The 25,122-nt window shown below is 62.4% G+C and carries 20 protein-coding genes and 1 other RNA gene; 16 read left to right on the top strand and 5 right to left on the bottom strand.

Going from position 1 to position 25,122, the window contains the following annotated elements; all coding sequences use genetic code 11:
- Window positions 1–99: 99 nt before the first annotated feature.
- Entirely contained in the window at window positions 100–2,019 is a 1,920-nt protein-coding gene (locus CUC44_RS05715; protein ID WP_167388793.1) for a DEAD/DEAH box helicase, read from the top strand.
- A gap of 599 nt (window positions 2,020–2,618) precedes the next feature.
- Here the strand turns inward: CUC44_RS05715 and CUC44_RS05710 are convergent.
- Together CUC44_RS05710 and rnt are read right to left on the bottom strand one after the other, a co-directional pair.
- The gene (locus CUC44_RS05710; RefSeq protein ID WP_100859012.1) at window positions 2,619–3,941 is read right to left on the bottom strand and encodes a Na+/H+ antiporter family protein; all 1,323 of its coding nucleotides are present in this window, start codon (window positions 3,939–3,941) and stop codon (window positions 2,619–2,621) included.
- Between the two features lie 256 nt (window positions 3,942–4,197).
- The gene (gene rnt, locus CUC44_RS05705; protein WP_167388792.1) at window positions 4,198–4,860 is read right to left on the bottom strand and encodes a ribonuclease T; all 663 of its coding nucleotides are present in this window, start codon (window positions 4,858–4,860) and stop codon (window positions 4,198–4,200) included.
- A 186-nt stretch (window positions 4,861–5,046) separates the two neighbouring features.
- On the opposite strand from rnt, the gene CUC44_RS05700 reads away from it, so the two are divergent.
- Window positions 5,047–5,922: a flagellar protein MotY gene (locus CUC44_RS05700; RefSeq protein WP_208621030.1), complete on the top strand. Its 876-nt coding sequence runs from the start codon at window positions 5,047–5,049 to the stop codon at window positions 5,920–5,922.
- A gap of 197 nt (window positions 5,923–6,119) precedes the next feature.
- Here the strand turns inward: CUC44_RS05700 and suhB are convergent, their stop codons facing one another.
- Window positions 6,120–6,923, bottom strand: coding sequence for an inositol-1-monophosphatase (gene suhB, locus CUC44_RS05695; protein ID WP_100859010.1), 804 nt, complete (start codon window positions 6,921–6,923; stop codon window positions 6,120–6,122).
- A 200-nt stretch (window positions 6,924–7,123) separates the two neighbouring features.
- Here suhB and CUC44_RS05690 point away from each other — a divergent pair, with 200 nt between their 5' ends.
- The 8 genes from CUC44_RS05690 to emrD all read left to right on the top strand — a co-directional run bounded on the left by CUC44_RS05690 (window position 7,124) and on the right by emrD (window position 15,522).
- The gene (locus CUC44_RS05690) at window positions 7,124–7,579 is read left to right on the top strand and encodes a hypothetical protein (protein ID WP_100859009.1); all 456 of its coding nucleotides are present in this window, start codon (window positions 7,124–7,126) and stop codon (window positions 7,577–7,579) included.
- A gap of 139 nt (window positions 7,580–7,718) precedes the next feature.
- Window positions 7,719–8,327 carry a glutathione S-transferase family protein gene (locus CUC44_RS05685; RefSeq protein ID WP_100859008.1) on the top strand — a complete coding sequence of 203 codons (609 nt, stop codon included), beginning with the start codon at window positions 7,719–7,721 and terminating at the stop codon, window positions 8,325–8,327.
- Window positions 8,328–8,358: 31 nt separating this feature from the next.
- Window positions 8,359–9,024, top strand: a complete 666-nt coding sequence (locus CUC44_RS05680; protein WP_100859007.1) for a glutathione S-transferase family protein — start codon at window positions 8,359–8,361, stop codon at window positions 9,022–9,024.
- 243 nt (window positions 9,025–9,267) lie between these two features.
- The gene (locus CUC44_RS05675; RefSeq protein WP_244166715.1) at window positions 9,268–10,791 is read left to right on the top strand and encodes an ABC transporter substrate-binding protein; all 1,524 of its coding nucleotides are present in this window, start codon (window positions 9,268–9,270) and stop codon (window positions 10,789–10,791) included.
- Window positions 10,788–11,750, top strand: coding sequence for an ABC transporter permease (locus CUC44_RS05670; RefSeq protein ID WP_100859005.1), 963 nt, complete (start codon window positions 10,788–10,790; stop codon window positions 11,748–11,750). The genes CUC44_RS05675 and CUC44_RS05670 overlap by 4 nt, the downstream gene beginning before the upstream one ends.
- Window positions 11,751–11,752: 2 nt before the next feature.
- Window positions 11,753–12,547, top strand: coding sequence for an ABC transporter permease (locus tag CUC44_RS05665; protein WP_100859004.1), 795 nt, complete (start codon window positions 11,753–11,755; stop codon window positions 12,545–12,547).
- Window positions 12,548–12,604: 57 nt separating this feature from the next.
- Entirely contained in the window at window positions 12,605–14,038 is a 1,434-nt protein-coding gene (locus CUC44_RS05660) for an ABC transporter ATP-binding protein (RefSeq protein WP_100859003.1), read from the top strand.
- A gap of 284 nt (window positions 14,039–14,322) precedes the next feature.
- Window positions 14,323–15,522 (top strand): multidrug efflux MFS transporter EmrD, encoded by a 1,200-nt coding sequence (emrD, locus tag CUC44_RS05655; RefSeq protein ID WP_100859002.1) that lies wholly within the window; start codon window positions 14,323–14,325, stop codon window positions 15,520–15,522.
- 223 nt (window positions 15,523–15,745) lie between these two features.
- Here emrD and ssrS read toward each other — a convergent pair.
- A non-coding RNA gene (gene ssrS, locus CUC44_RS05650) (6S RNA) lies at window positions 15,746–15,927 on the bottom strand.
- Window positions 15,928–15,941: 14 nt separating this feature from the next.
- Window positions 15,942–16,274 carry a cell division protein ZapA gene (gene zapA, locus CUC44_RS05645; RefSeq protein WP_157812746.1) on the bottom strand — a complete coding sequence of 111 codons (333 nt, stop codon included), beginning with the start codon at window positions 16,272–16,274 and terminating at the stop codon, window positions 15,942–15,944.
- Window positions 16,275–16,447: 173 nt separating this feature from the next.
- On the opposite strand from zapA, the gene CUC44_RS05640 reads away from it, so the two are divergent.
- From CUC44_RS05640 to gcvP, 6 genes are all read left to right on the top strand, one after another.
- Window positions 16,448–17,017 (top strand): UPF0149 family protein, encoded by a 570-nt coding sequence (locus tag CUC44_RS05640; protein ID WP_100859000.1) that lies wholly within the window; start codon window positions 16,448–16,450, stop codon window positions 17,015–17,017.
- A gap of 188 nt (window positions 17,018–17,205) precedes the next feature.
- Window positions 17,206–18,426, top strand: a complete 1,221-nt coding sequence (gene ubiH, locus CUC44_RS05635) for a 2-octaprenyl-6-methoxyphenyl hydroxylase (RefSeq protein WP_100858999.1) — start codon at window positions 17,206–17,208, stop codon at window positions 18,424–18,426.
- Between the two features lie 70 nt (window positions 18,427–18,496).
- Window positions 18,497–19,729, top strand: coding sequence for an FAD-dependent 2-octaprenylphenol hydroxylase (locus CUC44_RS05630; protein ID WP_167388806.1), 1,233 nt, complete (start codon window positions 18,497–18,499; stop codon window positions 19,727–19,729).
- A gap of 405 nt (window positions 19,730–20,134) precedes the next feature.
- On the top strand, window positions 20,135–21,232 hold the full coding sequence (gene gcvT / locus CUC44_RS05625; protein ID WP_100858998.1) for a glycine cleavage system aminomethyltransferase GcvT: 1,098 nt from the start codon (window positions 20,135–20,137) through the stop codon (window positions 21,230–21,232).
- Window positions 21,233–21,310: 78 nt separating this feature from the next.
- On the top strand, window positions 21,311–21,700 hold the full coding sequence (gene gcvH / locus CUC44_RS05620) for a glycine cleavage system protein GcvH (protein ID WP_050719884.1): 390 nt from the start codon (window positions 21,311–21,313) through the stop codon (window positions 21,698–21,700).
- A gap of 275 nt (window positions 21,701–21,975) precedes the next feature.
- Complete coding sequence (gcvP, locus tag CUC44_RS05615) at window positions 21,976–24,852, top strand: aminomethyl-transferring glycine dehydrogenase (RefSeq protein WP_100858997.1); 2,877 nt, start codon at window positions 21,976–21,978, stop codon at window positions 24,850–24,852.
- Window positions 24,853–25,122 lie beyond the last annotated feature (270 nt).

Below are 25,122 nucleotides of genomic sequence, written 5' to 3'. Positions count from 1 at the left end.
TTATCACATTTTTCAAGACAGCAGAACAAAGTGGCGCTATAATCGCCGCCTTTTTGCTATTCCGCGGTGTTAGCCGCCTGCCTTAATCTGGAAGAATCTATGTCTGATACCGAACAACTGCCCCTTTTTAGTGAGCTTGGACTGGCCGCGCCTGTATTGAAAGCGCTGCAGGACGTGGGCTATGAGCGCCCGTCTCCCATCCAGGCCGCAGCAATCCCCCACCTGATGGCGGGACACGATCTGCTGGGGCAGGCGCAAACCGGTACAGGGAAGACCGCTGCTTTTGCCTTGCCTCTGTTGTCTCGTCTGGAAGCTGGTAACCGTAACACTCAGATTTTGGTGCTGGCACCCACTCGTGAGCTGGCGCTGCAGGTGGCCGAAGCGTGCCAACGCTATGCCCACCACATGCCAGATTTCCACGTTCTGCCCATCTACGGTGGCGCTTCTTACGAAACCCAGACCCGCGCCCTGCGCCGCGGTGCCCAGGTTGTCGTCGGGACCCCTGGCCGTGTGATGGACCTGATCCGTCGCAAAAACCTGGACCTGTCCGGCCTGCGTGCCCTGGTTCTGGATGAAGCCGATGAAATGCTGCGTATGGGCTTCATCGACGACGTTGACTGGATCATGGATCAGTGCCCGAGCACCCGTCAGGTTGCCCTGTTCTCTGCCACCATGCCGGAGCAGATCCGTCGTGTTGCCCAGAAGCACCTGAAGCAACCCAAAGAGATCAAGATCGCGTCCAAGACCTCTACCGCGACCACCATCCGTCAGCGCTACTGGCAGGTGACCGGTCTGCACAAGCTGGACGCCATGACCCGTCTGCTGGAAGTCGAGCCCTACGAAGCCGTTCTGGTGTTCGTGCGCACCAAGAATGCCGCCGAAGAACTGGCTGGCAAGCTGGCTGCCCGCGGTCACGCCTGTGAAGCCCTGCACGGTGACATCCCGCAGAAGCTGCGTGAGCGTACCGTCGACAAGCTGCGTCAAGGCCAGCTGGACATCCTGATCGCCACCGACGTCGTCGCTCGTGGTCTGGACGTTGAGCGCATCACTCACGTGGTGAACTACGACATTCCTTACGATACCGAATCCTACGTTCACCGTATCGGCCGTACCGGTCGTGCCGGTCGCAAGGGCGAGGCCATCCTGTTCGTGGCTCCGCGTGAGCGCCGCATGCTGCGCGCCATCGAGCACGCTACTCGTCAGGCCATCGAGCCGATGAAGATGCCGAGCACCGAGGACATCAACCAGCACCGTCTGGCCAAGTTCAAGGAGCGCATCCGCGAGACCATGATGGGTGAAGAGCTCGAGATCTACCACAACCTGGTGAACGAGCTGATCGAAGAAGATTCTGCCGATCCGATGGAGCTGGCTGCCGCACTGGCCAAGCTGGTACAGGGCGACCAACCGCTGCTGCTGGATGATTCCATCCCGGATCCGCTGCTGAACGCCAGCAACGATCGTGGTGGTCGTGACTTCGAGCGCCGTGACTTCAACGACCGTGGCGCCCGTGATTTCGGTGACCGTGGCGATCGTCCGGCCCGTCGCATGCCGTCCCTGGAGCCCCGTCCGCTGAAAGACAACCCGGACGTGGAGATGGAGCGCTACCGCGTAGACGTGGGTGCCCATCACGGTGTCAAGCCGGGCCAGATCGTGGGCGCCATCGCCAACGAAGCGAACATCGAGAGCCGTTTCATCGGCAACATCGACATCGCCGATGACTTCTCCACCGTCGATCTGCCCAAGGGCATGACCGCCGACGTGCTGGAAGTGATCAAGAAGGCCCGTGTCTGCCAGCGCCCGCTGCAGATCACCCGCTACACCGAAGTGCCTGCCGGCAGCAACACCGCCAGCCGTCCGCCCCGTGGCGACCGTCCTTTCAACAAGGAGCGCACCTTCAACAAGGATCGTCGTCCCCAGGGTGACCGTCCGCAAGGCGACCGTCCTTTCAACAAGGATCGCCGTGAAGGTGGTTTCGACAAGGGTCGCAAGTTCGGTGGCAACAAGCGCCGCGACAGCTAAGCCCGGATTACCTTGATAAAAGGCCGCTCATTGAGCGGCCTTTTTTATGCGCCTCTGCCAGCCGTTGGCAAGCTGGGCAGGTTTCCCATGCGATGCGAAGGTCTGCTGCCTGTTAGGGGGTTGGTCACAGCCCATAGCGGCTCGTATTCCGCCTTCTGGCTCGGGGAGTAACTGACCTGGCTGGGGCCTTCTGATGGCAATCGGCATATCCCGCATCTGCTTAGTACCATAATGCTCTCACCACTATTGCTATGGCTGTCTGCTGCGATCCCTCGTCAACTTGCGATGCGATGCGATGCGATGCGATGCGTGGAGGTGGCGCTGTCCGCCTCTGGCGGTGCGGTTTACCTCTTTTCGCGTCCTCAGTGCCCTGCCGGCCTTCTATCTCGGGCAACCGTAATATCGGTTTGGGCCGAGGTCGTCTGTCTGTACGAGATTAGGGGCCGCGCACTGCTGGCCGGATGACAGAATGATGGGGACGACCTGGTTGGTGCCGCCCTGGTGGCGTGGACCTGACACTGCGCGTGCACTGGATAAACAAAAGGCGACCCTAAGGTCGCCTTTTTGCATTGCATCCGTCTGTGCTCTTGGCCGGGTGCTTAGAGCACCATGGCGGCTATCCAGCCGAAGACGATGAGCGGGATATTGTAGTGGATAAAGGTGGGCACCACGCTGTCCCAGATGTGGTCGTGCTGACCGTCGGCGTTGAGGCCTGAGGTGGGCCCCAGGGTCGAATCCGAGGCAGGGGAGCCCGCATCCCCCAGCGCACCTGCGGTGCCGACCAGCGAGATGGTCGCCAGCGGGGAGAAGCCGAGGTGGAGGCACAGGGGCACATAGATGGTGGCTATGATGGGCACGGTGGAGAAGGAAGAGCCGATCCCCATGGTGATGAGCAGGCCCACCAGCAGCATCAGGAAGGCGGCTATGCCCTTGTGACCGGCCATCATGCCGGAGACGGCCTGCACCAGGCTCTCGACCCCGTGGGTCTCCTTCATCACGGCGGCGAAGCCGGCGGCGGAGATCATGATGAAGCCGATGAGGGACATCATGCGCACCCCTTGGGTGAAGGCGTCCTGACTCTCGCGGAACTTGATGACGCCGCCGCAGGTGAAGATGACGAAACCGGCCAGCGCACCCAGCACTATGCTGTTGGTCATCAGCTGCAGTCCCAGCGCCACGGCGATGGCCAGCAGGGCCACCCAGATGTGATTGAGGTTGAGATCCACCGTCTCAGGCTCGGCGGCCAGGATCTTGTCCAGATCGTACTGGCGCGGCTTGCGGTAGCTGAAGAAGACGGCGATCAGCAGACCGATGAACATGCCAAACACCGGGATGGCCATGGCCAGCGGCAGCTGGCTGTGCTCCACTGCGACACCGTTGTCGATCAGGTTCTTGGCCAGGATGTTGTTCAGGAAGATGCCGCCAAAGCCTACCGGCAGCAGCATGTAGGTCGCGGTCAGGCCGAAGGTGATGACGCAGGCCACCTGGCGGCGGTCGATTTGCATCTGGGCCATGACGTGCAACAGGGGCGGGATCAGGATGGGAATGAAGGCGATGTGCACCGGGATCAGGTTCTGGGAGGAGATGGAGACCCCCAGTACCGAGGTGAGCAGCAGGGTCTTGACCCAGAGGATACGCGAGCTGCTGGCATCCTTGCCGAGTTGGCTTATCACCTTGCGGGCCAGCAGATCGGTGATCCCCGAGCGGGAGATGGCGACGGCGAAGGCCCCCAGCATGGCGTAGGAGAGGGCGATTTCGGCGCCGCCCCCCAGACCACCGCTGAAGGTGCTGAGGGTGTGCTCCAGTGAGAGGCCGCCGATGAGGCCACCCACGATGGCACCGATGGCGAGGGAGACCACCACATTGATCCGCAGCAGGCTGAGCACCAGCATCAGCGCCACCGCGATAACAACAGGATTCATTTGATTTCCTTATTTATTGTGTTGCTGTCTGTCATGTGAAAGGCGATTAGTTTGCGAAAAACGTGACAAATGTCGAGAAAAAAATCGGCCAAATAGGCTATCTGGCAGCATCTTGTGGCACAAAGTTGATCAGAGGCAGCATTTGACTCGCGGCGGGCGCCCGCTCTGACTTCTGGTCAAACCAGAGGCAAGTACGTTAGCCCCTCAAAACAAACAGGCTGCCCGGGGCAGCCTGTTTGTGTAGAGAACCACAAGTCTACTCTTGGCTCTCGGCCTCGCTGGTCTCATCCGGGTTGGCCGGCGGCCAGCCCCCCAGGCTCTTCCAGCGATTGACGATATGACAGAACAGCTCGGCAGTGCGCTCGGTGTCATACAGGGCGGAGTGCGCCTCTTTATTGTCAAACGGGATGCGGGCGCTCTGGCACGCCTTGGCGAGCACGGTCTGACCGAGCGCCAGACCCGAGAGAGCGGCGGTGTCGAAGGTGGCAAACGGGTGGAACGGATTGCGCTTGAGGCCGGCTCGCTCGGCGGCGGTCATCACGAAGCCGTGATCGAAGGTGGCGTTGTGGGCGACTATGATGGCGCGGCCGCAATCCTGCTCCTTCATCCCCTTGCGTACCCCTTTGAAGATCTCGGTCAGCGCCTCTTTCTCGCTGACGGCGCCCCGCAGCGGATTGAAAGGGTCTATGCCGGTGAACTCCAGCGCGGCCTTCTCCAGATTGGCGCCTTCAAACGGCTCCACATGAAAATGAAACATCTGGTCGGGCACCAGCCAGCCCTGCTCATCCATCTTGAGGGTAGAGGCGGCTATTTCCAGCAAGGCGTCGGTACGGGCATTGAACCCGGCCGTTTCAACATCGATGACGACGGGGTAAAAGCCACGAAAACGGCCCTTGAGAGTGTGAACGGCGTCGGTCATGGTATCTCGGTCAACATGAAAGGAGGGCGCATTATGGCAAAAAAGCGTGCCCTTGTCCCTCCCGGGCGACGGCGGGCTGCGCTGATGCCGCCACTTTCGCCCCTCTCTGCTTGTCATGCGCTTTGTTGCTAAAGCTTGTCCGCCTCCTGCCGATAGTTAATCCGAGATCGTTTGGAGGACAAGCCGTTGAATGCTTGGGTGTTAGGGTTGGTCAGCATATCCGTGAGTATGCAGTTGCAGGCTGGGGTCACCGAGTTCGGTGCCGGCCTGGATCAATCCGTCTGGCGGCTGACCTCGGATACCCAGGTGGAGTGCCGGCTCGAGCACCCCATTCCCCGCTGGGGCACGGGGGCCTTCGTCAGCCGTGCCGGTCGCAAGATCAATCTGGACTTCGAACTCAAGGGGCAACGCCCCCAGGCGCGCACCCAAAGGGTGAGCCTTGGCATCATGCCTCCGCTCTGGCGACCCGGGGTCGCCGGACGCGAGGTTAGCCAGCTGCAGTTTTACCAGCAGTTCGATGGCCTGGTGGCGGGACAGACCGCCTGGACCATGCTGGACGAGCTGGAGGGGGGGCGCATGCCGACCTTCCAGTATCGCGACTGGTATCGCCAGGACAGGCCGGTGCGGGTGTCACTCTCCTCGGTCAACTTCCGGGTCAAGTACCAGGCCTTCATGGATTGCCTGAACGGCCTGCTGCCCTACAACTTCAATGACATCGCCTTCAGCGTGCTCACCTATGACAAGAACAGCGACAACCTGTCGGTCTCCTCCCGCAGGCGGCTGGCGATGATCAGCGAGTATGTGAAGGCGGACAAGAGCATAGATGTGGTGGTGATCGACGCCTACAGCGACAGCTACGGCGGGCGCTGGCCCAATCAGAAGCTCTCCGAAAAACGAGCCGATGCCATCAAGCAGGTGTTTGTGGATCTGGGGGTCGAGGAGGGCAAGATCTCGGTGGAGGGCCATGGCGAGAAGCAGCACGTGGCCTCCAACGAAACGGAAGGCGGCCGTGCCAAGAACCGGAGAGTGGTGATCAACATGGGCCGCAACGGCACCATCTGACAGGCAGTGAACTCGGCTGCCTGGCTTCGTTAGCCTGTCGTTTTATGCTGTAGAACATCCATCAGGTGAAATATCACACTGCCATACTGGTGTCATCTTCCCCATCTCCTCGCTCATCTATCCCATTTTCCTGATTAACGGCCATAAAAAATGCCAGTCGGCTGGGCCGACTGGCATTTTTTCACGACAACGCGGACTTATTTAGCCAGGGATTCCGGCAGGTTCTCGCGGATCTTGCCGAGCATCTCTTTGAGGACGCGCGGGTTGGCGACGACCATGTTGCCGGAGTTCTCGTAGTTGTGACCACCGACGAAGTCGGTCACGATGGCGCCGGATTCTTTGGCCAGCAGCTCACCGGCGGCAGTTTCCCACGGTTTCAGACCGATTTCCCAGAAGCCGTCGATGCGACCGGCGGCCACGTAGGCCAGATCCAGGGAAGGGGCACCGGCGCGGCGGATGTCGGCACACTCGATGAACATGCTCTGGAACATCTTCAGGTACGGCTCGATGTGGTGCTTCTGCTTGAACGGGAAGCCGGTGGCCAGCACGGTGCCGGCCATCTCTTTGGCCTTGCCAACACGGATGCGGTAGCCGTTCAGCTGAGCGCCGTTACCACGGGTAGCGGTAAACAGCTCGTCACGAATGGGATCGTAAACAACGGCTTGTTCGGTCTTGCCCTTGACGCGCAGGGCGATGGAGACGGCAAAGTGCGGAATGCCCTTGACCAGGTTGGTCGTGCCATCCAGTGGGTCGATGATCCATTGGTAATCCGGATTGGTACCGGCAATCTCACCAGACTCTTCAGCCACGATGCTGTGTTCCGGGTAAGATTTTTTGATGGTATGAATGATGGCCGCTTCGGCGTCACGGTCAACGTTGGTCACGAAGTCATTGCTGCCTTTCTGCATGGCCTCGATGTTCTCAGGCTGGGAGAAGGCTTTTACTACTACTTGACCGGCGTTGCGCGCAGCGCGCACGGCGATATTCAGCATCGGATGCATAGGTTCACCACTGGATGTTAAAGAACGGGGGATAAAAGGACGCGGTATCTTACCAAGATATTCAAGAATGGCAACCGTTATGCGTGAGCCGGGGGATGTTAATGACTGCCAGATCTGACGGCTCCAATAAAGGCTCATTTTGGTCTAGTCTTATCGCGGCAGCCGAATAACAGGCTGTGGTGAGCATAGGGATGTGAATCATGAATCTGTCATTAGTCAGTCAAAAACCGTCGGCCGCGACGACACAGGGTGTGCTGGCTGCGTTGCGAGCCTCCAGCGGATATGGGGAACTCTTCAGCGAGGTGCGGGTCGCCCAGCCGGGCCAATGGCAACCGGAGCGAGGGGAGGCCGCCATCTTGCTGCTGGAGGGGGATGATGGCGCCTGGCCAGAGCTGAGCTGGTCAGCGGGCAACACCCTGGGGTTGCCGGTGCTGCCCCTGCGGGTCCAGCGCCCGCATGAGCCCATGCCGCAACAGGGGCCGGATGTGCGGGACTCACGCTTCTATTTCGTCTCCAACGGCATAGTGCTGGACGAGGCCGAGCTCGCGGATCCCGCCTGCAGCCGGGTCCTGCAGAGCAAACTCGAATCCTATTTCCCGCTCCTCTCCCGCCTCACGCTGCTGCGACAACGCCAGTCAGCCGGGCTGCTCAGTTAGTTCACTATCTCCTCCTATAGACTGTTCAAGCGGCGCAATATTTGTCATAACTGACCCGTATTGCGCCGCCGCGAGCCATTCTCATTTGTGCATTATCGAGGCGCCGCGGCGAACAGGAGTCGTATCCACGGAGAGTGATATGAAGGTTTATGAGCTAAAGCGCGCCCCCAACGCCCGCCGGGTCAGGATGTTTCTGGCGGAGAAGGGCATAGAGATGAGTTATCAGCAGGTGGATCTGGGGGCAGGGGAGAATCTCGCTCCTGACTTTCTGGCCAAGAATCCCGCCGGCCGCATCCCGGTACTCGAGCTGGATGATGGCACCCATATCAGTGAAACCATTGCCATCTGCCGCTATTTTGAAGAGCTTTATCCCACCCCTAACCTGTTTGGCAGCACCCCCCTTGAGCGGGCGACCATAGAGATGTGGAGTCGCTTCATCGAGTTCAACCTCTGGCTGCCCACCGGCATGGCGTTTCGCCACATCACGGGGTTTTACAAGGACAGGGAGACCGTCTTCCCCGAGTGGGGGGAGGAGTGCAAGAAGAACGCCCAGCTCTGGTTTGACAAGCTGGACGAGCGGCTGGTCGAGGTGCCCTATGTGGCCGGCGAGCGCTTCACCATCGCCGATATTCTGGCCCTCTGCACCATCGATTTTGGCAAGGTGGTGGGCCTTCGCATCGCCCCCGCTCAACTTCATTTGCAGGCCTGGCATGAGCGGGTCAGTGCCCGCCCGAGTGCCCAGGCCTGACGGCCATGTGTGAATAATCAAGGAGTCCATGATGATCGATCTCTATACTGCCGCGACCCCCAACGGGTTCAAGGTCACCATCGCCCTCGAGGAGCTGGGTCTGCCTTATCGGGTCACCCCTCTCGACCTGTCGGCACTGGATCAGAAGAAGCCCGACTTTCTGGCGATCAACCCCAACGGCCGCATCCCGGCCATCGTCGATCGTGACAACGGCGACTTCCCTGTGTTCGAGTCCGGCGCCATCCTCATCTATCTGGCGGAGAAGGCGGGCAAGCTGTTGCCGCAAGATCCCAAGCGCCGCTCCCAGGCCATTCAGTGGCTGATGTTCCAGATGGGGGGCGTGGGTCCCATGATGGGGCAGGCGAACGTCTTCTATCGCTACTTCCCCGAGAAGATCCCGGCCGCCATCGAGCGCTACCAGAAGGAGGGGCGCCGCCTGTTCGAGGTACTCGATAGCCATCTGGCCCACCACGAGTATCTCGCCGATGAGTACAGCATCGCCGACATCGCCACCTGGCCCTGGGTGCGGATTTATGACTGGAGCGGCATCTCCATCGAGGGACTGACCCATTTGCAGGCCTGGATGGATCGCATGGCCGCCAAGCCTGCCTGCCAGAAGGGCATCAACATACCACCGCGCAAGGAAGAGACGCCGGAAGAGGCGGCCCAGCGGGTGCAGAAGCTGTTGGGACGCTGAGTAACAAGGGCCCCGAGACGGGGCCTTTTCATTGTCTTGCTGCCGTATTTCCACCGCAACCAACCTGCTTTGCCCGCACCACTAAGCCTCCTTGCGATGGTACTCGTTTGCCTGCGTGACCGCGTTGTGGGCTCCCCATATCCGCATCCATCGAACACGAGAAAATATTTCTATCAGACTTAAGTGTTATGTTATAACGAAACTTAAATATATTTGGTAATGGTTTTCGTTTGGATGGACAGGATGACAAAGCAATACAGCTATGCAGGATGGAGCGCGCTGGCCTTGGTGGCCGTGATGGGGGCCGAGGCGAGGCCCCTTGCCATGGTAGGGCCCTGGGAGATCCACAGCCTGGATCCCGCCAGCAATGGGGTCTTCTTCACCCGCCTGCAGGTGGCGGAGACTCTGATAGAGGTGGATGACAAGGGGGAACTGCAACCCGGCCTCGCCAGTGCCTGGTCCGTGTCTGACGATGGATTGCAGTGGCGATTTACCCTGCGCCAAGGTGCCCATTTCCACGACGGCTCTGTGGTGACGGGTGAGCAGGCCGCCTGGGCGTTGCAGCAGGCCTTGCACAAACCTGGCGTGCTGCAAAGCGTGCCGATCCAGAAGATTGAGGCAAAAGAGGATTTGCTGATCATCCGCCTGCACGAGCCCTTTGCTCCCCTGGCCGCCGTGTTGGCTCACCCCAGTACCCAGATCCTGGCCAGGGCCGCCTATGACGACAAGGGGCAGGTGACCCAGGTGATAGGCTCGGGTCCCTATCGCATCGCGAGCCTGCAGCAGCCCCAGCGCATCGAAACCATCCGCTTCGATGGCTGGCAGGGCCCCAAACCTGCCATCGAGCGAGTCAGTTATCTCACGGTCGGGCGCGCCGAGAGCCGTACCCTGATGGCCGAGAGCGGTCAGGCCGACATTGCATGGGGGCTGGATCCGGTCAGTATCCGCCGCCTGCAGCAGGCGCCCAAGGTGACCATCGCCTCGGTGACTTTGCCGCGCACCATACAGCTCAAGCTCAATGGCGCCGACCCGCGCCTGAGCGATCCCGTCGTGCGCCGTGCCTTGAGTCTGGCCACCGACAGGGTCGGCATGGCAACTGCCTTGCTGCGGGATCCCGAGATGGCGGCGACCCAGCTCTTCCCCCCGAGCCTGAGTGAATGGCACCAACCCGGATTGACGCCCCTTGCCTATGACGTGAAGGCCGCCCAGGCCGTCTTCGCCGCGGCGGGCTGGCACAAGGGCGCAGATGGCGTGCTGCAAAAAGGGAATGAGCGCTTCGCCCTGACCCTGCGCACCTTCCCGGATCGCCCCGAGTTGCCGCTGCTGGCCACGGCTCTGCAGGCCCAGTGGAAGGCGGTGGGAGTGGATCTCAAGGTGGCGGTGGGGAACTCGAGCGAGATCCCGGCTGGCCATCAGAATGGCTCGCTCCAGCTCGGTCTCTATGCCCGCAACTATGCGCTGGTGCCGGATCCCCTGGTGACCTTGCTGGGGGATCTAGCACCGGGCGGCTCGGACTGGGGGGTGATGAACTGGCAATCCACCGCTCTCACTGAGCAGCTGACTCGCCTCGGGCGCGGCAAGGTGCCGGCGGCTGAGGCGGCGGCCCTGCGCCAGAGCATAGCCACCACCTTGCAGCAGGAGCTGCCGCTGTTGCCCCTTGCCTGGTATCGCCAGAGCGCGGCGGTGAACCGCGATCTCAAGGGTTTTGAGCTGGATCCCCAGGAGCGCAGCTATTACCTCACCCGGCTGACCTGGGGGAATCGATGAGCGGGATCTCGGTTGCTGCCGTGCTGGGTGTCCTCGGTCAGCGTCTGGTGCAGGCGCTGACGGTGGCGCTGCTGGTCGCCGGCCTCTGCTTTCTGCTGGTGCAATCCCTGCCGGGGGACATCGCCTTTCGCATCGCCGCCGGCCGCTATGGCTATGACTATGTCACCGCCGAGGCCGCCAACGCGGTGCGCAGCGAGCTGGGGCTGGCGGGATCGGCCCTCGCGCGTTTTGGCGACTGGCTTGGGGCCCTGCTGCAGGGGGATCTGGGTAACTCCTTGGTGACGGGATCGCCGGTGGCGAGCGAGATTGCCCATCATCTGGGGGCGACCCTCTCCCTCGCGCTGGCGGCCGTGGCGCTGGCCCTCTTGCTGGCACTGCCCCTTGGCAGCCTGAGTGCCCTGCGCCCGGGCGGGTTTTGCGATCGCCTGACCCTGGCCTGGAGCGTACTGATGCGGGCCTTGCCGCCCTTCCTGCTTGGCCTGGTGTTGATGGTGCTGCTCTCGGCCGAGCTCGGTTGGCTGAGCGCCGCCGGTCACGGCGAGGGTCACAATCTCTGGTTGCCGGCCCTGGCCCTGGGGCTGGGGCTGTCCGGTGTGCTGGCCCGGGTGGTGCGCGAGAGTGTGCTGGGGGTGGTGCAATCTGAATACTACCGCTTCGCCCTCACCAAGGGGTTGTCACCGGCTCGGGTGTTCTGGCGTCATGGGCTGCGTAACAGCGGGGTCAGCATCATCGCCTACACCAGCGTGCAACTGGTGCTGCTCATCGAAGGGGTGGTGGTGGTGGAGAGCCTGTTCGCCTGGCCCGGCATCGGCCATGCGCTGGTGCACGCCGTCTTCTGGCGCGACGTGCCCATGGTGCAGGGCACAGTCCTGGTGCTGGCCGCGCTCTTCGTGCTGCTCAACACGCTAACCGATCTGCTCTGTCTGCTTATCGATCCCTGCGGCGCTAAGGAATCTTGATCATGTCTCTCTCATTCAAGGCAGGTGCGGCCGTGCTCCTGCTGGTAGTGCTGTTCGCTCTGCTGGCACCCCTCGTCTGGTCCGATCCGGCGGTCCAGGATCTCGCCCGCTTCCTGGCGGGGCCCTCCTGGCAAGAGCCATTGGGACGGGATCAGATGGGGCGCAGCCTGATGGCACGGCTGGCCTCGGCCACCCGTTTGTCCTTGCTGCTGGGCAGCCTGTGCGTGCTCACCGCCGCCCTGCTCGGTTGCCTGCTTGGCTGGCTCAGCGCCTGGCGCGGTGGCTGGGTCGATGCGCTGCTGCGCAGCCTGGCGGACGGCGTGCTGGCCCTGCCCAGCCTGCTGCTGGTGCTGCTCTTCTCCGCCATGGCCCAGGGCGGCTTTACCATCCTCTATCTCGGCTTGGCCATGGCCCAGTGGGTGGAATATTACCGGGTGGTGCGGGCGCGCAGTCGCACCCTGCTGGCGTCCCCTCAGGTGGAGGCGTCCCGCCTGCTCGGCTTTGGCAATGGCTATGTGTTGCGCCGCCACCTCTGGCCCGAGCTGGCGCCCCAGCTGCTGACCATGATGGCGTTTGGCCTCGCCGGGGCCATCTTGACGCTCTCGACCCTGGGCTTCATCGGCGTGGGCATACAGCCACCCACCCCTGAGCTTGGGCTGATGATGACGGAGGCGCTGCCTCACTATCAGGAGGCGCCACGCCTGCTGCTGGCCCCCATCGCCGTGATGGGAGTCATGCTGCTGGCCCTGGTGCTGCTCAATCAACGGGAGGCGCGCCATGCTCGGCTTGCACACTAAGGGGCCATCCCCATTGCCACGAGTCCTGTCCATATCACCACGAGCCGAGGAGTCAAGATGAGCGCTATCCATGTCAAGGGGCTGAGCGTCAGCGACGGCCGCCAGGCCCTGCTTCGTGAACTGAACCTGACCCTGTCGCCCGGCCAGGCCCTGACTCTGATCGGGGAGAGCGGCTCCGGCAAATCCCTGCTGGCCCAGGCCCTGATGGGCACCTTGCCCGAACCGCTTATCGGCCAGGGTCAGTTGGAGGTGGCGGGTCACCACTATAACCTGGGGACGGCAGAGGAGCTGCGCCCCCTGTGGGGGCGACAGTTCGCCATGTTGCCCCAGGAGCCTGTGCTGGCGCTGGATCCCACCATGCGGGTGCAGCCCCAGGTGGCAGAGGGCGGGTTCGCCGCGCCGGGGGAGGGGCGGAGCCAAGCCAGAGCCTCTCTTGCTGTGCTGGGACTGGGGGGCAGTGAGCGCCACTTCCCCCATCAGCTCTCCGGCGGCATGGCCCAGCGGGTCGCCTTCGCGGCGGCCACCCAGGGGCAGGCGCAACTGCTCATCGCCGACGAGCCCACCAAGGGGCTCGACAGCGGGGCCCGCGCCAACCTGCTCGGCATGCTGCAGGGCTACCTGGCGCAGCAGCGGCATCTGCTGACCATCACCCATGATCTGGCCCTAGCCCGCGCGCTGGGGGGCTGGGTGCTGGTGATCCGGGGCGGCGAGGTAATAGAGCAGGGGCCTGCCGAGCGGGTGCTGCATCAACCCGCCCATGGCTATACCCGCCAGCTGTTGGCGGCGGAGCCGTCGGCCTGGCCGACGCCCCGCTTCCCCGCCAAGGGGGAGTGGCTGCTCAAGGGGGAGGGGCTTTGCATGGGTTATGGGGAGCAGACCCTGTTTGAGGGGCTGGATGTGACGCTGGCTGAAGGGGAACGGCTGGCGGTCATGGCCCCGAGCGGTGCGGGCAAGAGCACGTTGGGCAACCTGTTGCTCGGGCTGCAACAACCGAGGCGGGGGCGGGTGCTGCGCCGGGAGGGGATAGCCCCCCAGCGCTGGCAGAAGCTCTATCAGGATCCGGTGCAGGCCTTCGCCAGTCGGGTGCGCCTTGGCACCCTGTTCGATGATCTGCTGGCGCGCCACCGGCTGCCCCGTCAGGGCCTCGTCGAGTACCTTGAACGTCTCGGGCTGGAGCCGTCCCTGCTCGGCCGCTTGTCAAACCAGGTCTCGGGGGGCGAGCTGCAGCGGCTGTCGCTCATCCGGGCCCTGCTGCTGCGCCCCGTGCTGCTGTTTGCCGATGAACCCACGTCCAGACTCGATCCCCTGACGCAGCAGCAGACCATGGCCTGCCTCGATGCCTCCCTCGGCGAGATAGGCTGCGCCCTCTTGCTGGTGACTCACGATGGCGCGCTGGCGGCCAGGATGGGGGAGCGCTGTCTGAGCCTGGAGCGAGGCGAGCTGAGACGCGCATCCCCCAACAGGCAGCCAGAGGCGCTCGCCATTGGGTGATGGCCCCTCCCATACCGTAATATCACCCATAACCGCTTGATTTTTATTGCCGACGGGGCAAGATGCCCCGTTACATTAGAAAAACTAGGGAAAGCAGATTATAAAGATTCGTTCGTTTTTTGTGACATAAATCACTAATATGCCCGCAGCCAAGAGAGCGTCCTGCTCCCGGCTGGTGCGGGTCCTCCGCCAGATTTTTTACCCTAAAGTGACCCTTGTTTGGATCCCCTTGCAGCCCTCTGCCAGGGGTGTGGCAGCGTTTTGATGATTTGCGGACAACAGCTATGACTCGGCACAGTTTCTATCCTCTGTTTTTTCTGACCATTCTTATGGTCGCCGTGGGTCAGATGACCCAGACCCTGTATGTGCCCTCCATTCCCATGATGGCGGGGGACTTTCATGTAGCCTCCGGCCAGTTGCAGGCGGTGATGGCCTGTTATCTCATTCCGTACGGGCTCTCCCAGTTCGTCTATGGGCCCCTGTCGGACAGAGTCGGTCGTCGTCCCGTGCTGCTGATCGGCATGATGGTGTTCCTGGTCGGCACCCTGACTATTCAGCTGATCCCGCACTTCGGTGCCCTGCTGGCCGGCAGCTTCATCCAGGGGCTGGGGACCGGTGCCGGCGGCGCCATGAGCCGTACCGTGATGCGCGATCGCTACAGCGGCGCCGAGCTAAACCGGGCCAACAGCCTGGTGAGCATGGGGGTGATCTTCTCCCCGCTGCTGGCGCCCGTACTGGGGGGCTGGTTGACCGAGCTGTTCAACTGGCGCGCCGGTTACTGGTTCCTGTTCGGCTTTGGCGCCGTGACCACCCTGGCCCTGCTGGCCTGGTTTGGTGAGACTCTGCCGGCATCGGCGCGTCAGCAGCCGCTGCGGGTCAGCGCCGCCTATCGCCACGTGCTCGGCAACCCGCGCTTTCAGGGCAACCTGCTGTGCCTGATGGCGACCTTTGCGGGTCTGGCCGTGTTCGAGGCGGCGGCTGGCGTGCTGCTCGGCGATGTGCTCAAACTGAGCGCCCGCACCGTCAGCGTCCTGTTCGTGCTGCCGCTGCCCGGCTATCTGTTTGGCGCCTGGCTTTCCGCCAAGCTGAGTTTTCGCCTGAGTCAGGGCAAGCTGATGCGCCTTGGCATCGCCTTCCTGGCGCTCGGCTCCCTCATCATACTGGTGCCGGGGCTGTTCGGGCTGGTGAGTGCGGCCTCCCTGGTGGGTGGCGCGGCGGTTTACTTCATCGGGAGCGGCATCCTCTATCCGACCGCCACCTCCTGCGCCATCGAGCCCTTCCCGGGTCAGGCGGGCACCGCAGGTGCCATCCTGGGTGGCATGCAGAACCTGGGGGCGGGTATTGTCACCCTGCTGGCGGCCAGCTTCCCCATGCAGGGGCAGCTGACCCTGGGGGCCATCATGACGGTGATGGTGCTGCTGGTGGCCCTGAGCTTCGCCTGGTTGCGCCACCACGGCTCGCCCCACGAGCAGATGGCCGTCTGACCGGTTCGGTAACACACAAAAAGCCCGCCACCCTGGCGGGCTTTTTTTATGTCTGGGGGCGACCCGTGCCGGGAGATAGGCATTGGATGAGGTGTATCAGAGGGAACCACTGCCTGGAATCAATATAACAGCAGGATTCGACTGGCAGAGTGAGGGGAGGTAGTGTCATCCACCATCCGGATAAAGAAAAAAACCCGTCAGATGCTGACGGGCTTTTTGCTATTGGTACCCCGGAATGCCGTTGCCGGTTTGGGCCCTTGAACCGTGAGTTCAAGGCGGAAATCTAAACTGGCCGCAGGCTTCTCGGTCGGGCCGAGCATGCGCAATAGTCAGAAGATAGATCTCCTGTTGGGTATGATTATCGGCTCGGGGACTTGAACCGGCTGACAAACATCCCAGGGAATTTCAAAACGGTGCGCTTAGGGCTGCAGGCCCTGTTCGCTGGATTCACCATACTGGCCATGCTCGATCAGGGCTGCTTCTATGGTGCGTTGCAGCATCTTGATCCGCTTGTCCATGGTCTCAGAGTATTGGTGGTTTTTCTCTTTTTCAAGGCAAAGCTCATGACAGAAATTGAGCGCCGCCATCACAGCAAGTTGCTCATTGCTGGAGACCTTGGAGCGTTGACGCAGCTCGATAAGTTTGTCACTAAGCTGGTCGGCGGCCTGGCGCAGGGCATCCTGTTGCCCCAGGGGACAAGACACCTTGTAGGGACGTCCCAAAATGACGATTTCTACGGCCTCTATGCTCATGCCTTCCTCAATACGGCGGGGCTGATTTCCGCCTTTATCCACGTGGACAACTGGGCGGGACTATATAGCGCAGATGCAGAAGTTTCAAGGCCTTGCTGGCCCTGGAAGGGGGAGAATGCTAGGATCCTGACCATAAATTTCGCATATTTGCCTGAACTTTGAGCGGATCTTAGATGAGCAAAACAAACCCCCTGAAATACGCGGCCGTGGCCGACCTGATGGAGCAGCATGAGCTGATGGCAACGGCTGTCGAGGCCCATGGCGTGATCTGTGGCCTGGTCTGTGGTGGTGTGGTGCTGGACGACAAGAGCTGGCTGCCGCCTTTCAACGATCTGGTCAACGACGGTTTCGGTCTGCCGGCCCCGGTGCGCCAGGTGATGACCGATCTCTATCACGGCGTCATCGAGAGCCTGATGGCCCAGAAGGGCGTTGAACTGCTGCTGCCAAGCGACGAGGCGCCGCTCGACGAGCGCATCGACTCCCTGGTGGATTGGTCCCAGGCTTTCCTCGCCGGGTTTGGCGTGGTGCAGCAGGAGCTCTCCAAGGCCTCGGAGGAGTTGCAGGAGATGATCCAGGACATCGCCAGCATCACCCAGGTCTCTGCCGAGTTCGATCAGGAGGACGAGGAGAACGAAGCCTCCTTCCTGGTGCTGTACGAGCACGTGCGCCTCGGGGTCATGATGGCGTTCGAGGAGTTCGGCAAGCGCCCGGATGCCCCGAGCACCCCGCCAACCCTGCATTGATCCTTGCCGGCAAAAAGATGAAACAGAGCGCCCCGTGGCGCTCTGCTCTTTTGTGGTCTGTCGTGACGGCTGCTGGGGTCGCGCTCGATTAACCCCTGACGGCACCGTGTTTTTGCCCGTGGCTTCGCATCCTGCACCCCCGCTTTGTGATAGCATGAGTCCACGTTTTCGCTTCTCTCCCTCATCTCATGTCTCAATCTGAATTGGTTCACGTCGATGTGGCCATCGTCGGCGGCGGTATGAGTGGCGCCGTGCTGGCGCTCTCCCTCGCGGCCCTGCGCGATGCAGGGGGCGAGCCTCTGCAGATCCTGCTGCTGGAGGCGAGCGCCCCGGAACTCAACGCCCATCCCGGTTTCGATGCCCGCGCCATCGCGCTGTCGGCGGGCACCTGCGAGGCCCTCGGCCGCCACGGCCTCTGGCCTCGCTTCGCCCCCCACTGCGCCCCCATCACCCATATCCACGTGTCGGACAGAGGCCATTTCGGCCAGGCTCACCTCTCTGCGGCGGAATATGGCTTGCCGGCACTCGGTCAGGTGATCGAGTTGTCGGCGGCGGGCATAGCGTTGCAGCAGGGGATCGCCGCCTGCCCCCAGATAAGGATGCACTGCCCGGCCCAGCTCTCGACCATAGAGCCGCTGGCGGAGGGGGTGACACTGACCCTGGCCAGTGGCGAGCGCTACCAGACCCGGCTGCTGGTGGCGGCCGATGGGGGCAACTCCTTCGTGCGCCAGCACTTCAAGCTGCCGGTCACCCGCCTTGACTACGAGCAGAGCGCCATCATAGCCACGGTCAAGACGGCGGAAGATCCCGCCGGCCGGGCGTTTGAGCGTTTCACCGAAGGGGGACCGCTCGCGCTCTTGCCGATGCAGGACGGGCTCTCCTCCCTGGTGTGGAGCGTGCGGCGGGATCAGGCGGACGAGCTGATGGGGCTGGATGACGACGCTTTTCTCGCCCGCCTGCAGCAGGCGTTTGGCTGGCGGCTCGGGCGCTTCGAACGCACCGGCACGCGTCACGCTTATCCCCTGGCCCTGTGCGCCACCGACTATCCTCTGGCCCAGCGCACCGTGCTGGTGGGCAATGCCGCTCATCTGCTGCACCCCATCGCCGGCCAGGGCTTCAACCTCGGTATGCGCGACCTCGACCTGCTCACCCAGGCGGTGGCCAGGGCGCTCGCGGCCGGGGAGGACATCGGTAGCTTTGAGGTGCTCAGCGGCTACTGGCGTCAGCGCCGTGACGATCAGGACCACACCATCTGGCTGACCTCGTCCCTGGCTCAGCTCTTCTCCAACGGTCATGGCCCTCTGGTGGCGGGCCGCAACCTGGCACTCTCCCTGATGGGGCGATTTGCCTGCCTCAAGGGGCCGCTGGCGGCCCAGACCCTGGGCTTCGTCAGCCAGACGACGAGATGAGGGCAGGCTCCCCTGCCAATTGATTGATGATGCCGGTGGCCAAGGCGGCCGGCCTGTGAAGGAATAGATGATGCAAATGCAGACGGTGGATCTGGTTATAGTAGGGGGCGGCATGGTGGGCCTCGGGCTCGCCGCCGCCCTGAAAAACAGCGCCCTGAGCGTAGCCGTGGTGGAGGGCCAGTTGCCCGAGCCCGCGCTCGGAGAGGCGCCAGACAACCGGGTCAGCGCCCTGAGCCTCGCCAGCCAGCACATATTGCAGGGGGTCGGCGCCTGGGCCGGCATCGAGGGGCGGCGGCTGCAGCCTTACGACAAGATGGCGGTGTGGGAGCAAGACAGCTTCGGCCATATCGATTTTGACGCCGCCAGCCTGCGCCAGTCGGCCCTCGGCCATATCGTGGAGAACCGGGTCATTCAGCTGGCCCTGCTCGATGCCATTCTTGGTGGTAGTAATGGAGCTAGCAATATCCAACTGCTCACCCCGGCGCGGGCCCAGAGCCTGCAATGCGGCGAGGCGGGGGCCGTCCTGCTGCTGGACGATGGCCGCGCCCTCTCGGCCAAGCTGGTGGTGGCGGCCGACGGCGCTCACTCCTGGGTGCGCCGCCAGGCCGATATTCCGCTTACTAGCTGGGATTACGGCCACCACGCCCTGGTGGCGACGGTGCGCACTGCGGAGCCTCATGACGGGGTGGCACGCCAGATCTTCACCCCGGATGGGCCGCTCGCCTTCCTGCCCCTGTGGCAGCCGGATCTCTGCTCCATCGTCTGGTCCATTCCCGCCGCCCGGGCCGAGGCCCTGTGCGACTGCGATGAGGAGCAGTTCAACCGCCAGCTTATGGCGGCCTTCGATGGTCGGCTCGGCTTGTGCAAGGTGGAAGGGGCGCGCAGCGCCATCCCGCTCACCGCCCGTTATGCTCGCGACTTTGCCCGCGAGCGGCTGGTGCTAGTGGGGGATGCCGCCCACACCATACACCCGTTGGCGGGGCAGGGGGTGAACCTCGGCCTGCTGGACGCGGCGGCCCTGGCCGAGCAACTGCTCAAGAGCCAGCGCGCGGGCGCGGACATAGGCTTGCTTGCGAACCTGCGCGGTTACGAGCGCTGGCGCAAGAGCGAAGCCGCCCGCATGCTGGCGGCGATGGAAGGGCTCAAGCGGCTATTTGGTGGCAGCAATCCGCTCAAGAAGCTGGTGCGCGGGCTGGGGCTGCGGGCCGTCGATGCCCTGACGCCCCTCAAAACCCAGGTGATCCGGGCCGCCATGGGGCTGGACGGTGAGCTGCCGGCCCTGGCCAAGGGTGAAAAAATCTAATCCTACTCGGGGTTTTTAACAATAAATCTAATCTGACAAGGCTGAATGTCCCTTCCGGGGACCAGCCTTTAATGTTGGCGCGAGGCGAAACGTTTTTCTGTAAATTGTGACGAAACGGTGAAAATCAACATTAAATCCCGCAAAAGCCGCTCCTCTACTGTTTTTATCACTGTTTTTGCCTTAGTGTCTGGTGTCAGTTTAACGGGGGCGGATTAGTTTTTTTTGAGCGGTAGCATCTCGCTCTTGTCATATAATCCGCTCCGTTCAAGGAATCACTCTTGCCCGGCAAGGGCAGGAACGAGCACAGACCTTGTGATCCTGTCTCTCTTCCCGAGAGGTCAGCGAGATGGACGTCGCAGGTGTTGCCGCTAACGCTTTAGGGCTCTTTGCTAAGGAAAGAATGCGATGATCCAGACTACTGTACTGCATCCCAAGCACCTGGAAGCCGGTGCCAAGATGGTGGACTTCCACGGTTGGGAAATGCCCATAAACTACGGCTCCCAGCTCGAAGAACACCACGCGGTGCGCACCGATGCGGGCATGTTCGATGTCTCCCACATGACCATCGTCGACTTGACCGGCGAGCGCGTCAAAGCCTTCTTGCAACACCTGCTGGCCAACGACGTGGCCAAGCTCACCGTCCCCGGCAAGGCCCTCTACAGCGGCATGCTCAACCCGGACGGTGGCGTCATCGATGACCTCATCACCTATTATCTCGGCGACACCTTCTACCGCCTGGTGGTGAACTCCGCCACCCGCGAGAAAGACCTGGCCTGGATCCGCCACCACGCCATCGACTTTGCCGTGAGCGTCACCGAGCGCCCGGAACTCGCCATGATCGCGGTGCAGGGCCCGCAGGCCAAGGCCAAGGCGGCCAAGGTGTTCACCCCTGAGCAAAACGCCGCCGTGGCGGGCATGAAGCCCTTCTTCGGCGTGCAGGCCGGCGATCTCTTCATCGCTACCACAGGCTACACAGGCGAAGACGGTTACGAGATAGTGGTGCCCGAGCCGCAGGCCTGCGCCCTCTGGCAGGCGCTGCTGGACAACGGCGTGGCCCCCTGTGGTCTCGGTGCCCGTGACACCCTGCGCCTCGAAGCCGGCATGAACCTCTACGGCCAGGACATGGACGAGTCTATCTCTCCGCTGGCCGCCAACATGGCCTGGACCCTGGCCTGGGAACCCAGCGATCGCCAGTTTATCGGCCGCGCCGCCCTGGAAGCCCAGAAGGCCGCCGGTACCCAGCCCAAATTGGTGGGTCTGGTGATGGAAGAGAAAGGGGTGCTGCGTGCCGGCATGCCGGTCACCTTTACCAGCGAGAGCGGTGAGCAGCGTGAGGGGATTATCACCTCCGGCTCCTTCTCACCAACCCTGGGGTACAGCATCGCCCTGGCGCGGGTGCCCCGCGATATCGGCACCGAGGCCCAGGTGGAGATCCGCAAGAAGCTGGTCACTGTGAAGGTCACCAAACCGGCCTTCGTGCGCAACGGCCAGCCATTGGTGTAACAATCTATTGCGGTGAAGGGAGTCACCCTTCGCCAGTTCTTTTTGTCGAAGCGATTCAAGAGCATAAAGGAAGCAGAAATGAGCCATATCCCGAGCGAACTGAAATATGCCACCTCCCACGAGTGGGTCCGTGTTGAAGCCAACGGTGAGGCCGTGGTCGGTATCACAGAGCACGCCCAGGATCTGCTGGGAGACATGGTGTTCGTCGATCTGCCGGAAGTGGGCAAGCAAATCGGCGCCGGTGAAGATTGCGCCGTGGCCGAGTCGGTGAAAGCCGCCTCCGACATCTACAGCCCGGTGAGCGGCGAGATCATCGCCATCAACGAAGAGCTGGAAGGCAGCCCAGAGCTGGTCAACTCCGATCCCTACGGCGCCGGCTGGTTGTTCCGCATCAAGCTGGACGACGCCTCCGAGCTCGCCAATCTGCTGGATGCCGAAGGCTACCAGAACGTGGTCGACGAAGACTAAGAATGCCGGGCCCTGCAATAATTTGCAGGGCCTTTTTGTTTGGCCGCCAGCCGCCTTGGTACGCTGGCGGCCGGGTGAAGTCGCCCGTGCCAGCCCTTCTCTCCTCTTGGATGAGACGGACAGGTGCCAGAACCGCGACCCCCTGGATGCGCCAGCCGCATCCCGTGTCCGTACCCAGTGCCCGTGACACAGAACATGAGTGGAGCCGGCGCCGCCGGCTCGGGAATGTCTATCAGGACTTATTAGCAGGACCTATTTAGCAGGAAATCAGGGAAATGACTCAGTCACTGTTTGAACTCGAACAAAAAACCGACTTCATCCGCCGCCACATTGGCCCGGGTGAGGAAGAGCTGCGCGCCCTGCTGGCCGTGGTGGGCGCAGAGAGCCTGGACGATCTCATCGATCAGACCGTCCCCGCCGCCATCCGCCGTCCCGGCCCGCTCGGTATCGGCGCCCCCATGACCGAAGTGGAGGCCCTGGCCAAACTCAAGGGCTACGCCGCGAAGAACCAGATCGCCAAGAGCTACATCGGCATGGGTTATCACGACACCCACGTGCCCCACGTCATCTTGCGCAACGTGCTGGAAAACCCGGGCTGGTATACCGCCTACACCCCCTATCAACCCGAGCTGGCCCAGGGCCGTCTCGAGGCGCTGCTGAACTTCCAGCAGCTGACCCTGGATTTGACCGGCATGGACTTGGCCAGCGCCTCCCTGCTGGATGAAGCCACCGCCGCCGCCGAAGCCATGGCGCTCGCCAAGCGCATGGCCAAATCCAAGTCCAACCTCTTCTTCGTGGCAGACGACGTACATCCGCAAGTGATCGACGTGGTCAAGGAGCGGGCGGTGCATTTTGGCTTCGACGTCCAGGTCGGTCCCGCCGCCCAGGCGGTGAGCGAGGAAGTGTTCGGTGCCATGTTCCAATACCCTGGCACCACGGGTAACGTCAGCGATCTGCGGGCCTTGATCGCCGCGGTCCAGGCCCAGAAGGGCTTGGCCTGCGTCGGCGCCGACATGCTCTCGCTTCTGCTGCTTAAATCCCCAGGTGAACTGGGGGCCGACGTGGTGTTCGGCTCCGCCCAGCGCTTCGGCGTGCCCATGGGTTACGGTGGTCCCCACGCCGCCTTCTTCGCCACCCGCGATGCCTACAAGCGCTCCATGCCGGGCCGCATCATAGGCGTTTCCAAGGATGCCCGTGGCAAGCCGGCCCTGCGCATGGCGATGCAGACCCGCGAGCAGCACATCCGCCGCGAGAAGGCGAACTCCAACATCTGTACCGCTCAGGTGCTGCTGGCCAACATGGCGAGCTTCTACGCCGTCTACCACGGCCCGGTTGGCCTCAAAACCATTGCCTCCCGCGTGCATCGTTTGACCAGCATCCTGGCGCTGGGCCTCAAGGCCAAGGGCGTGGCCCTCAAGCACGACAGCTGGTTCGATACCCTGACGGTACTGACCGCAGGCAAGGCCGGGCTGGTTGCCAAGGCCGAGGCCCTTGGCATCAACCTGCGCTCGGATCTGGACGGCGCCGTGGGCGTGTCGCTCTCCGAAACCACCACCCGCGAGGATGTGGTCGAGCTGTTTGATCTCTTCCTCGGCCAGGGCCACGGCCTGGATGTGGCTGCCCTGGATACCAAGGCGCAGGCCCATCACGCCATCGCGCAAGATCTGCTGCGCACCGACGCCGTGCTGACCCACGAGGTGTTCAACAAGTACCACTCCGAGACCGAGATGTTGCGCTACATCCACCGTCTCGAAGCCAAGGATCTGGCCCTGAACTACGCCATGATCTCGCTCGGCTCCTGCACCATGAAGCTCAATGCCACCGCCGAGATGATCCCGGTGACCTGGCCAGAGTTTGGCAAGCTGCACCCGTTCGCACCGCTGGCCCAGACCCAGGGCTATCAGCTGCTGCTGGCAGATCTGGAAGACTGGCTGGTGAAGGTGACCGGTTACGACGCCGTCTGCATGCAGCCGAACTCGGGTGCCCAGGGCGAGTACGCGGGCCTCCTGGCCATCAAGAAGTACCACGAGTCTCGCGGCGAAGGGCATCGCGATGTCTGCCTCATCCCGGCCTCCGCCCATGGCACCAACCCGGCTTCTGCCCAGATGGCAGGCCTCAAGGTCATTGTCACCGCCTGCGACAAGTTCGGTAACGTGGACTTGGACGATCTGCGTGCCAAGGCCGCCGAGGTGGGGGATCAGCTCTCCTGCCTGATGGTGACCTACCCGTCCACCCACGGGGTGTACGAGGAGACCATCAAGGAGGTGTGCGACATAGTGCACCAGCACGGCGGTCAGGTGTATCTGGACGGTGCCAACATGAATGCCCAGGTGGGGCTGACGGCGCCGGGCTTTATCGGCGCGGACGTCTCCCACCTCAACCTGCACAAGACCTTCGCCATTCCCCATGGCGGTGGCGGTCCTGGCATGGGCCCCATCGGCGTGAAGCAACATCTGGCGCCGTTCGTGGCCGGCCACGCCGTGGTCAAGACCGACAAGGAGAGCCGCAGCAATGGCGCCGTGTCGGCGGCCCCGTTCGGTTCGGCCAGCATTTTGCCCATCAGCTGGATGTACATCGCCATGCTGGGGGATGAGGGTCTGAAAAAATCCACTCAGGTGGCCATCCTCAACGCCAACTACCTGGCCAAGAAGCTGGGGGAATCCTTCCCCGTGCTCTACACCGGTCGCAACAACCGGGTCGCCCACGAGTGCATCCTGGACATACGTCCCCTCAAGGAAGCCTCCGGCATCAGCGAGATGGACGTGGCCAAGCGGCTGATGGACTACGGCTTCCACGCGCCGACCATGAGCTTCCCGGTGGCGGGCACCCTGATGGTTGAGCCGACCGAATCCGAATCCAAGCGCGAGCTGGATCGCTTCGTCGAAGCCATGACCCGCATCCGCGCCGAGATTGCCAAGGTGCAGGACGGCCACTGGAGCCTGACCGACAACCCGTTGGTGCACGCGCCCCACACCCAGGACGACGTGATGGACGAGCAGTGGGCTCGCGGCTACACCCGCGCCGAGGCGGTGTTCCCGTCCGACGCCGTGCGCGCCGCCAAGCTGTGGCCGTCGGTCAACCGTATCGACGACGTGTACGGGGATCGCAACCTGTTCTGCTCTTGCATCCCGACCGAGGATTACCTCGACTGATGCAAGTGTGAAAAGCACTGCGTTAAAGAGACCAAGGCCCTGCATCTGCAGGGCCTTTTCATTTTTTACGGAGATTAACTGTAATTTATGAAGCAGGAACTGATCTAGTGATGAGCCGATTAGGTTCCGGTATCGGCAACGCAGGCATCTACCGGTAGCGGGTGGACCTTGTGCTAAACCGATCAAAATACCCGCTTGATGGCTTTTCTTGGGGTAAACCAGAGCGGCCTTCTTGCTGAGTCAAACTCACCAGCTATCTGTCAAAAACTT

Source organism: Aeromonas lusitana (assembly GCF_002812985.1).
GTDB lineage: Bacteria > Pseudomonadota > Gammaproteobacteria > Enterobacterales > Aeromonadaceae > Aeromonas > Aeromonas lusitana.
This window is presented reverse-complemented; position numbering and strand designations above follow the sequence as displayed.

Coding starts and splice junctions, on each gene's coding strand:
- emrD (WP_100859002.1), top strand. CDS start 14,323: ATGACTCGGCACAGTTTCTATCCTCTGTTTTTTCTGACCATTCTTATG.
- CUC44_RS05630 (WP_167388806.1), top strand. CDS start 18,497: ATGCAAATGCAGACGGTGGATCTGGTTATAGTAGGGGGCGGCATGGTG.
- CUC44_RS05690 (WP_100859009.1), top strand. CDS start 7,124: ATGAATCTGTCATTAGTCAGTCAAAAACCGTCGGCCGCGACGACACAG.
- CUC44_RS05640 (WP_100859000.1), top strand. CDS start 16,448: ATGAGCAAAACAAACCCCCTGAAATACGCGGCCGTGGCCGACCTGATG.
- suhB (WP_100859010.1), bottom strand. CDS start 6,923: ATGCATCCGATGCTGAATATCGCCGTGCGCGCTGCGCGCAACGCCGGT.
- rnt (WP_167388792.1), bottom strand. CDS start 4,860: ATGACCGACGCCGTTCACACTCTCAAGGGCCGTTTTCGTGGCTTTTAC.
- CUC44_RS05670 (WP_100859005.1), top strand. CDS start 10,788: ATGAGCGGGATCTCGGTTGCTGCCGTGCTGGGTGTCCTCGGTCAGCGT.
- CUC44_RS05660 (WP_100859003.1), top strand. CDS start 12,605: ATGAGCGCTATCCATGTCAAGGGGCTGAGCGTCAGCGACGGCCGCCAG.
- ubiH (WP_100858999.1), top strand. CDS start 17,206: ATGTCTCAATCTGAATTGGTTCACGTCGATGTGGCCATCGTCGGCGGC.
- gcvP (WP_100858997.1), top strand. CDS start 21,976: ATGACTCAGTCACTGTTTGAACTCGAACAAAAAACCGACTTCATCCGC.
- CUC44_RS05715 (WP_167388793.1), top strand. CDS start 100: ATGTCTGATACCGAACAACTGCCCCTTTTTAGTGAGCTTGGACTGGCC.
- gcvT (WP_100858998.1), top strand. CDS start 20,135: ATGATCCAGACTACTGTACTGCATCCCAAGCACCTGGAAGCCGGTGCC.
- CUC44_RS05665 (WP_100859004.1), top strand. CDS start 11,753: ATGTCTCTCTCATTCAAGGCAGGTGCGGCCGTGCTCCTGCTGGTAGTG.
- CUC44_RS05710 (WP_100859012.1), bottom strand. CDS start 3,941: ATGAATCCTGTTGTTATCGCGGTGGCGCTGATGCTGGTGCTCAGCCTG.
- CUC44_RS05685 (WP_100859008.1), top strand. CDS start 7,719: ATGAAGGTTTATGAGCTAAAGCGCGCCCCCAACGCCCGCCGGGTCAGG.
- zapA (WP_157812746.1), bottom strand. CDS start 16,274: ATGAGCATAGAGGCCGTAGAAATCGTCATTTTGGGACGTCCCTACAAG.
- CUC44_RS05675 (WP_244166715.1), top strand. CDS start 9,268: ATGACAAAGCAATACAGCTATGCAGGATGGAGCGCGCTGGCCTTGGTG.
- CUC44_RS05680 (WP_100859007.1), top strand. CDS start 8,359: ATGATCGATCTCTATACTGCCGCGACCCCCAACGGGTTCAAGGTCACC.
- gcvH (WP_050719884.1), top strand. CDS start 21,311: ATGAGCCATATCCCGAGCGAACTGAAATATGCCACCTCCCACGAGTGG.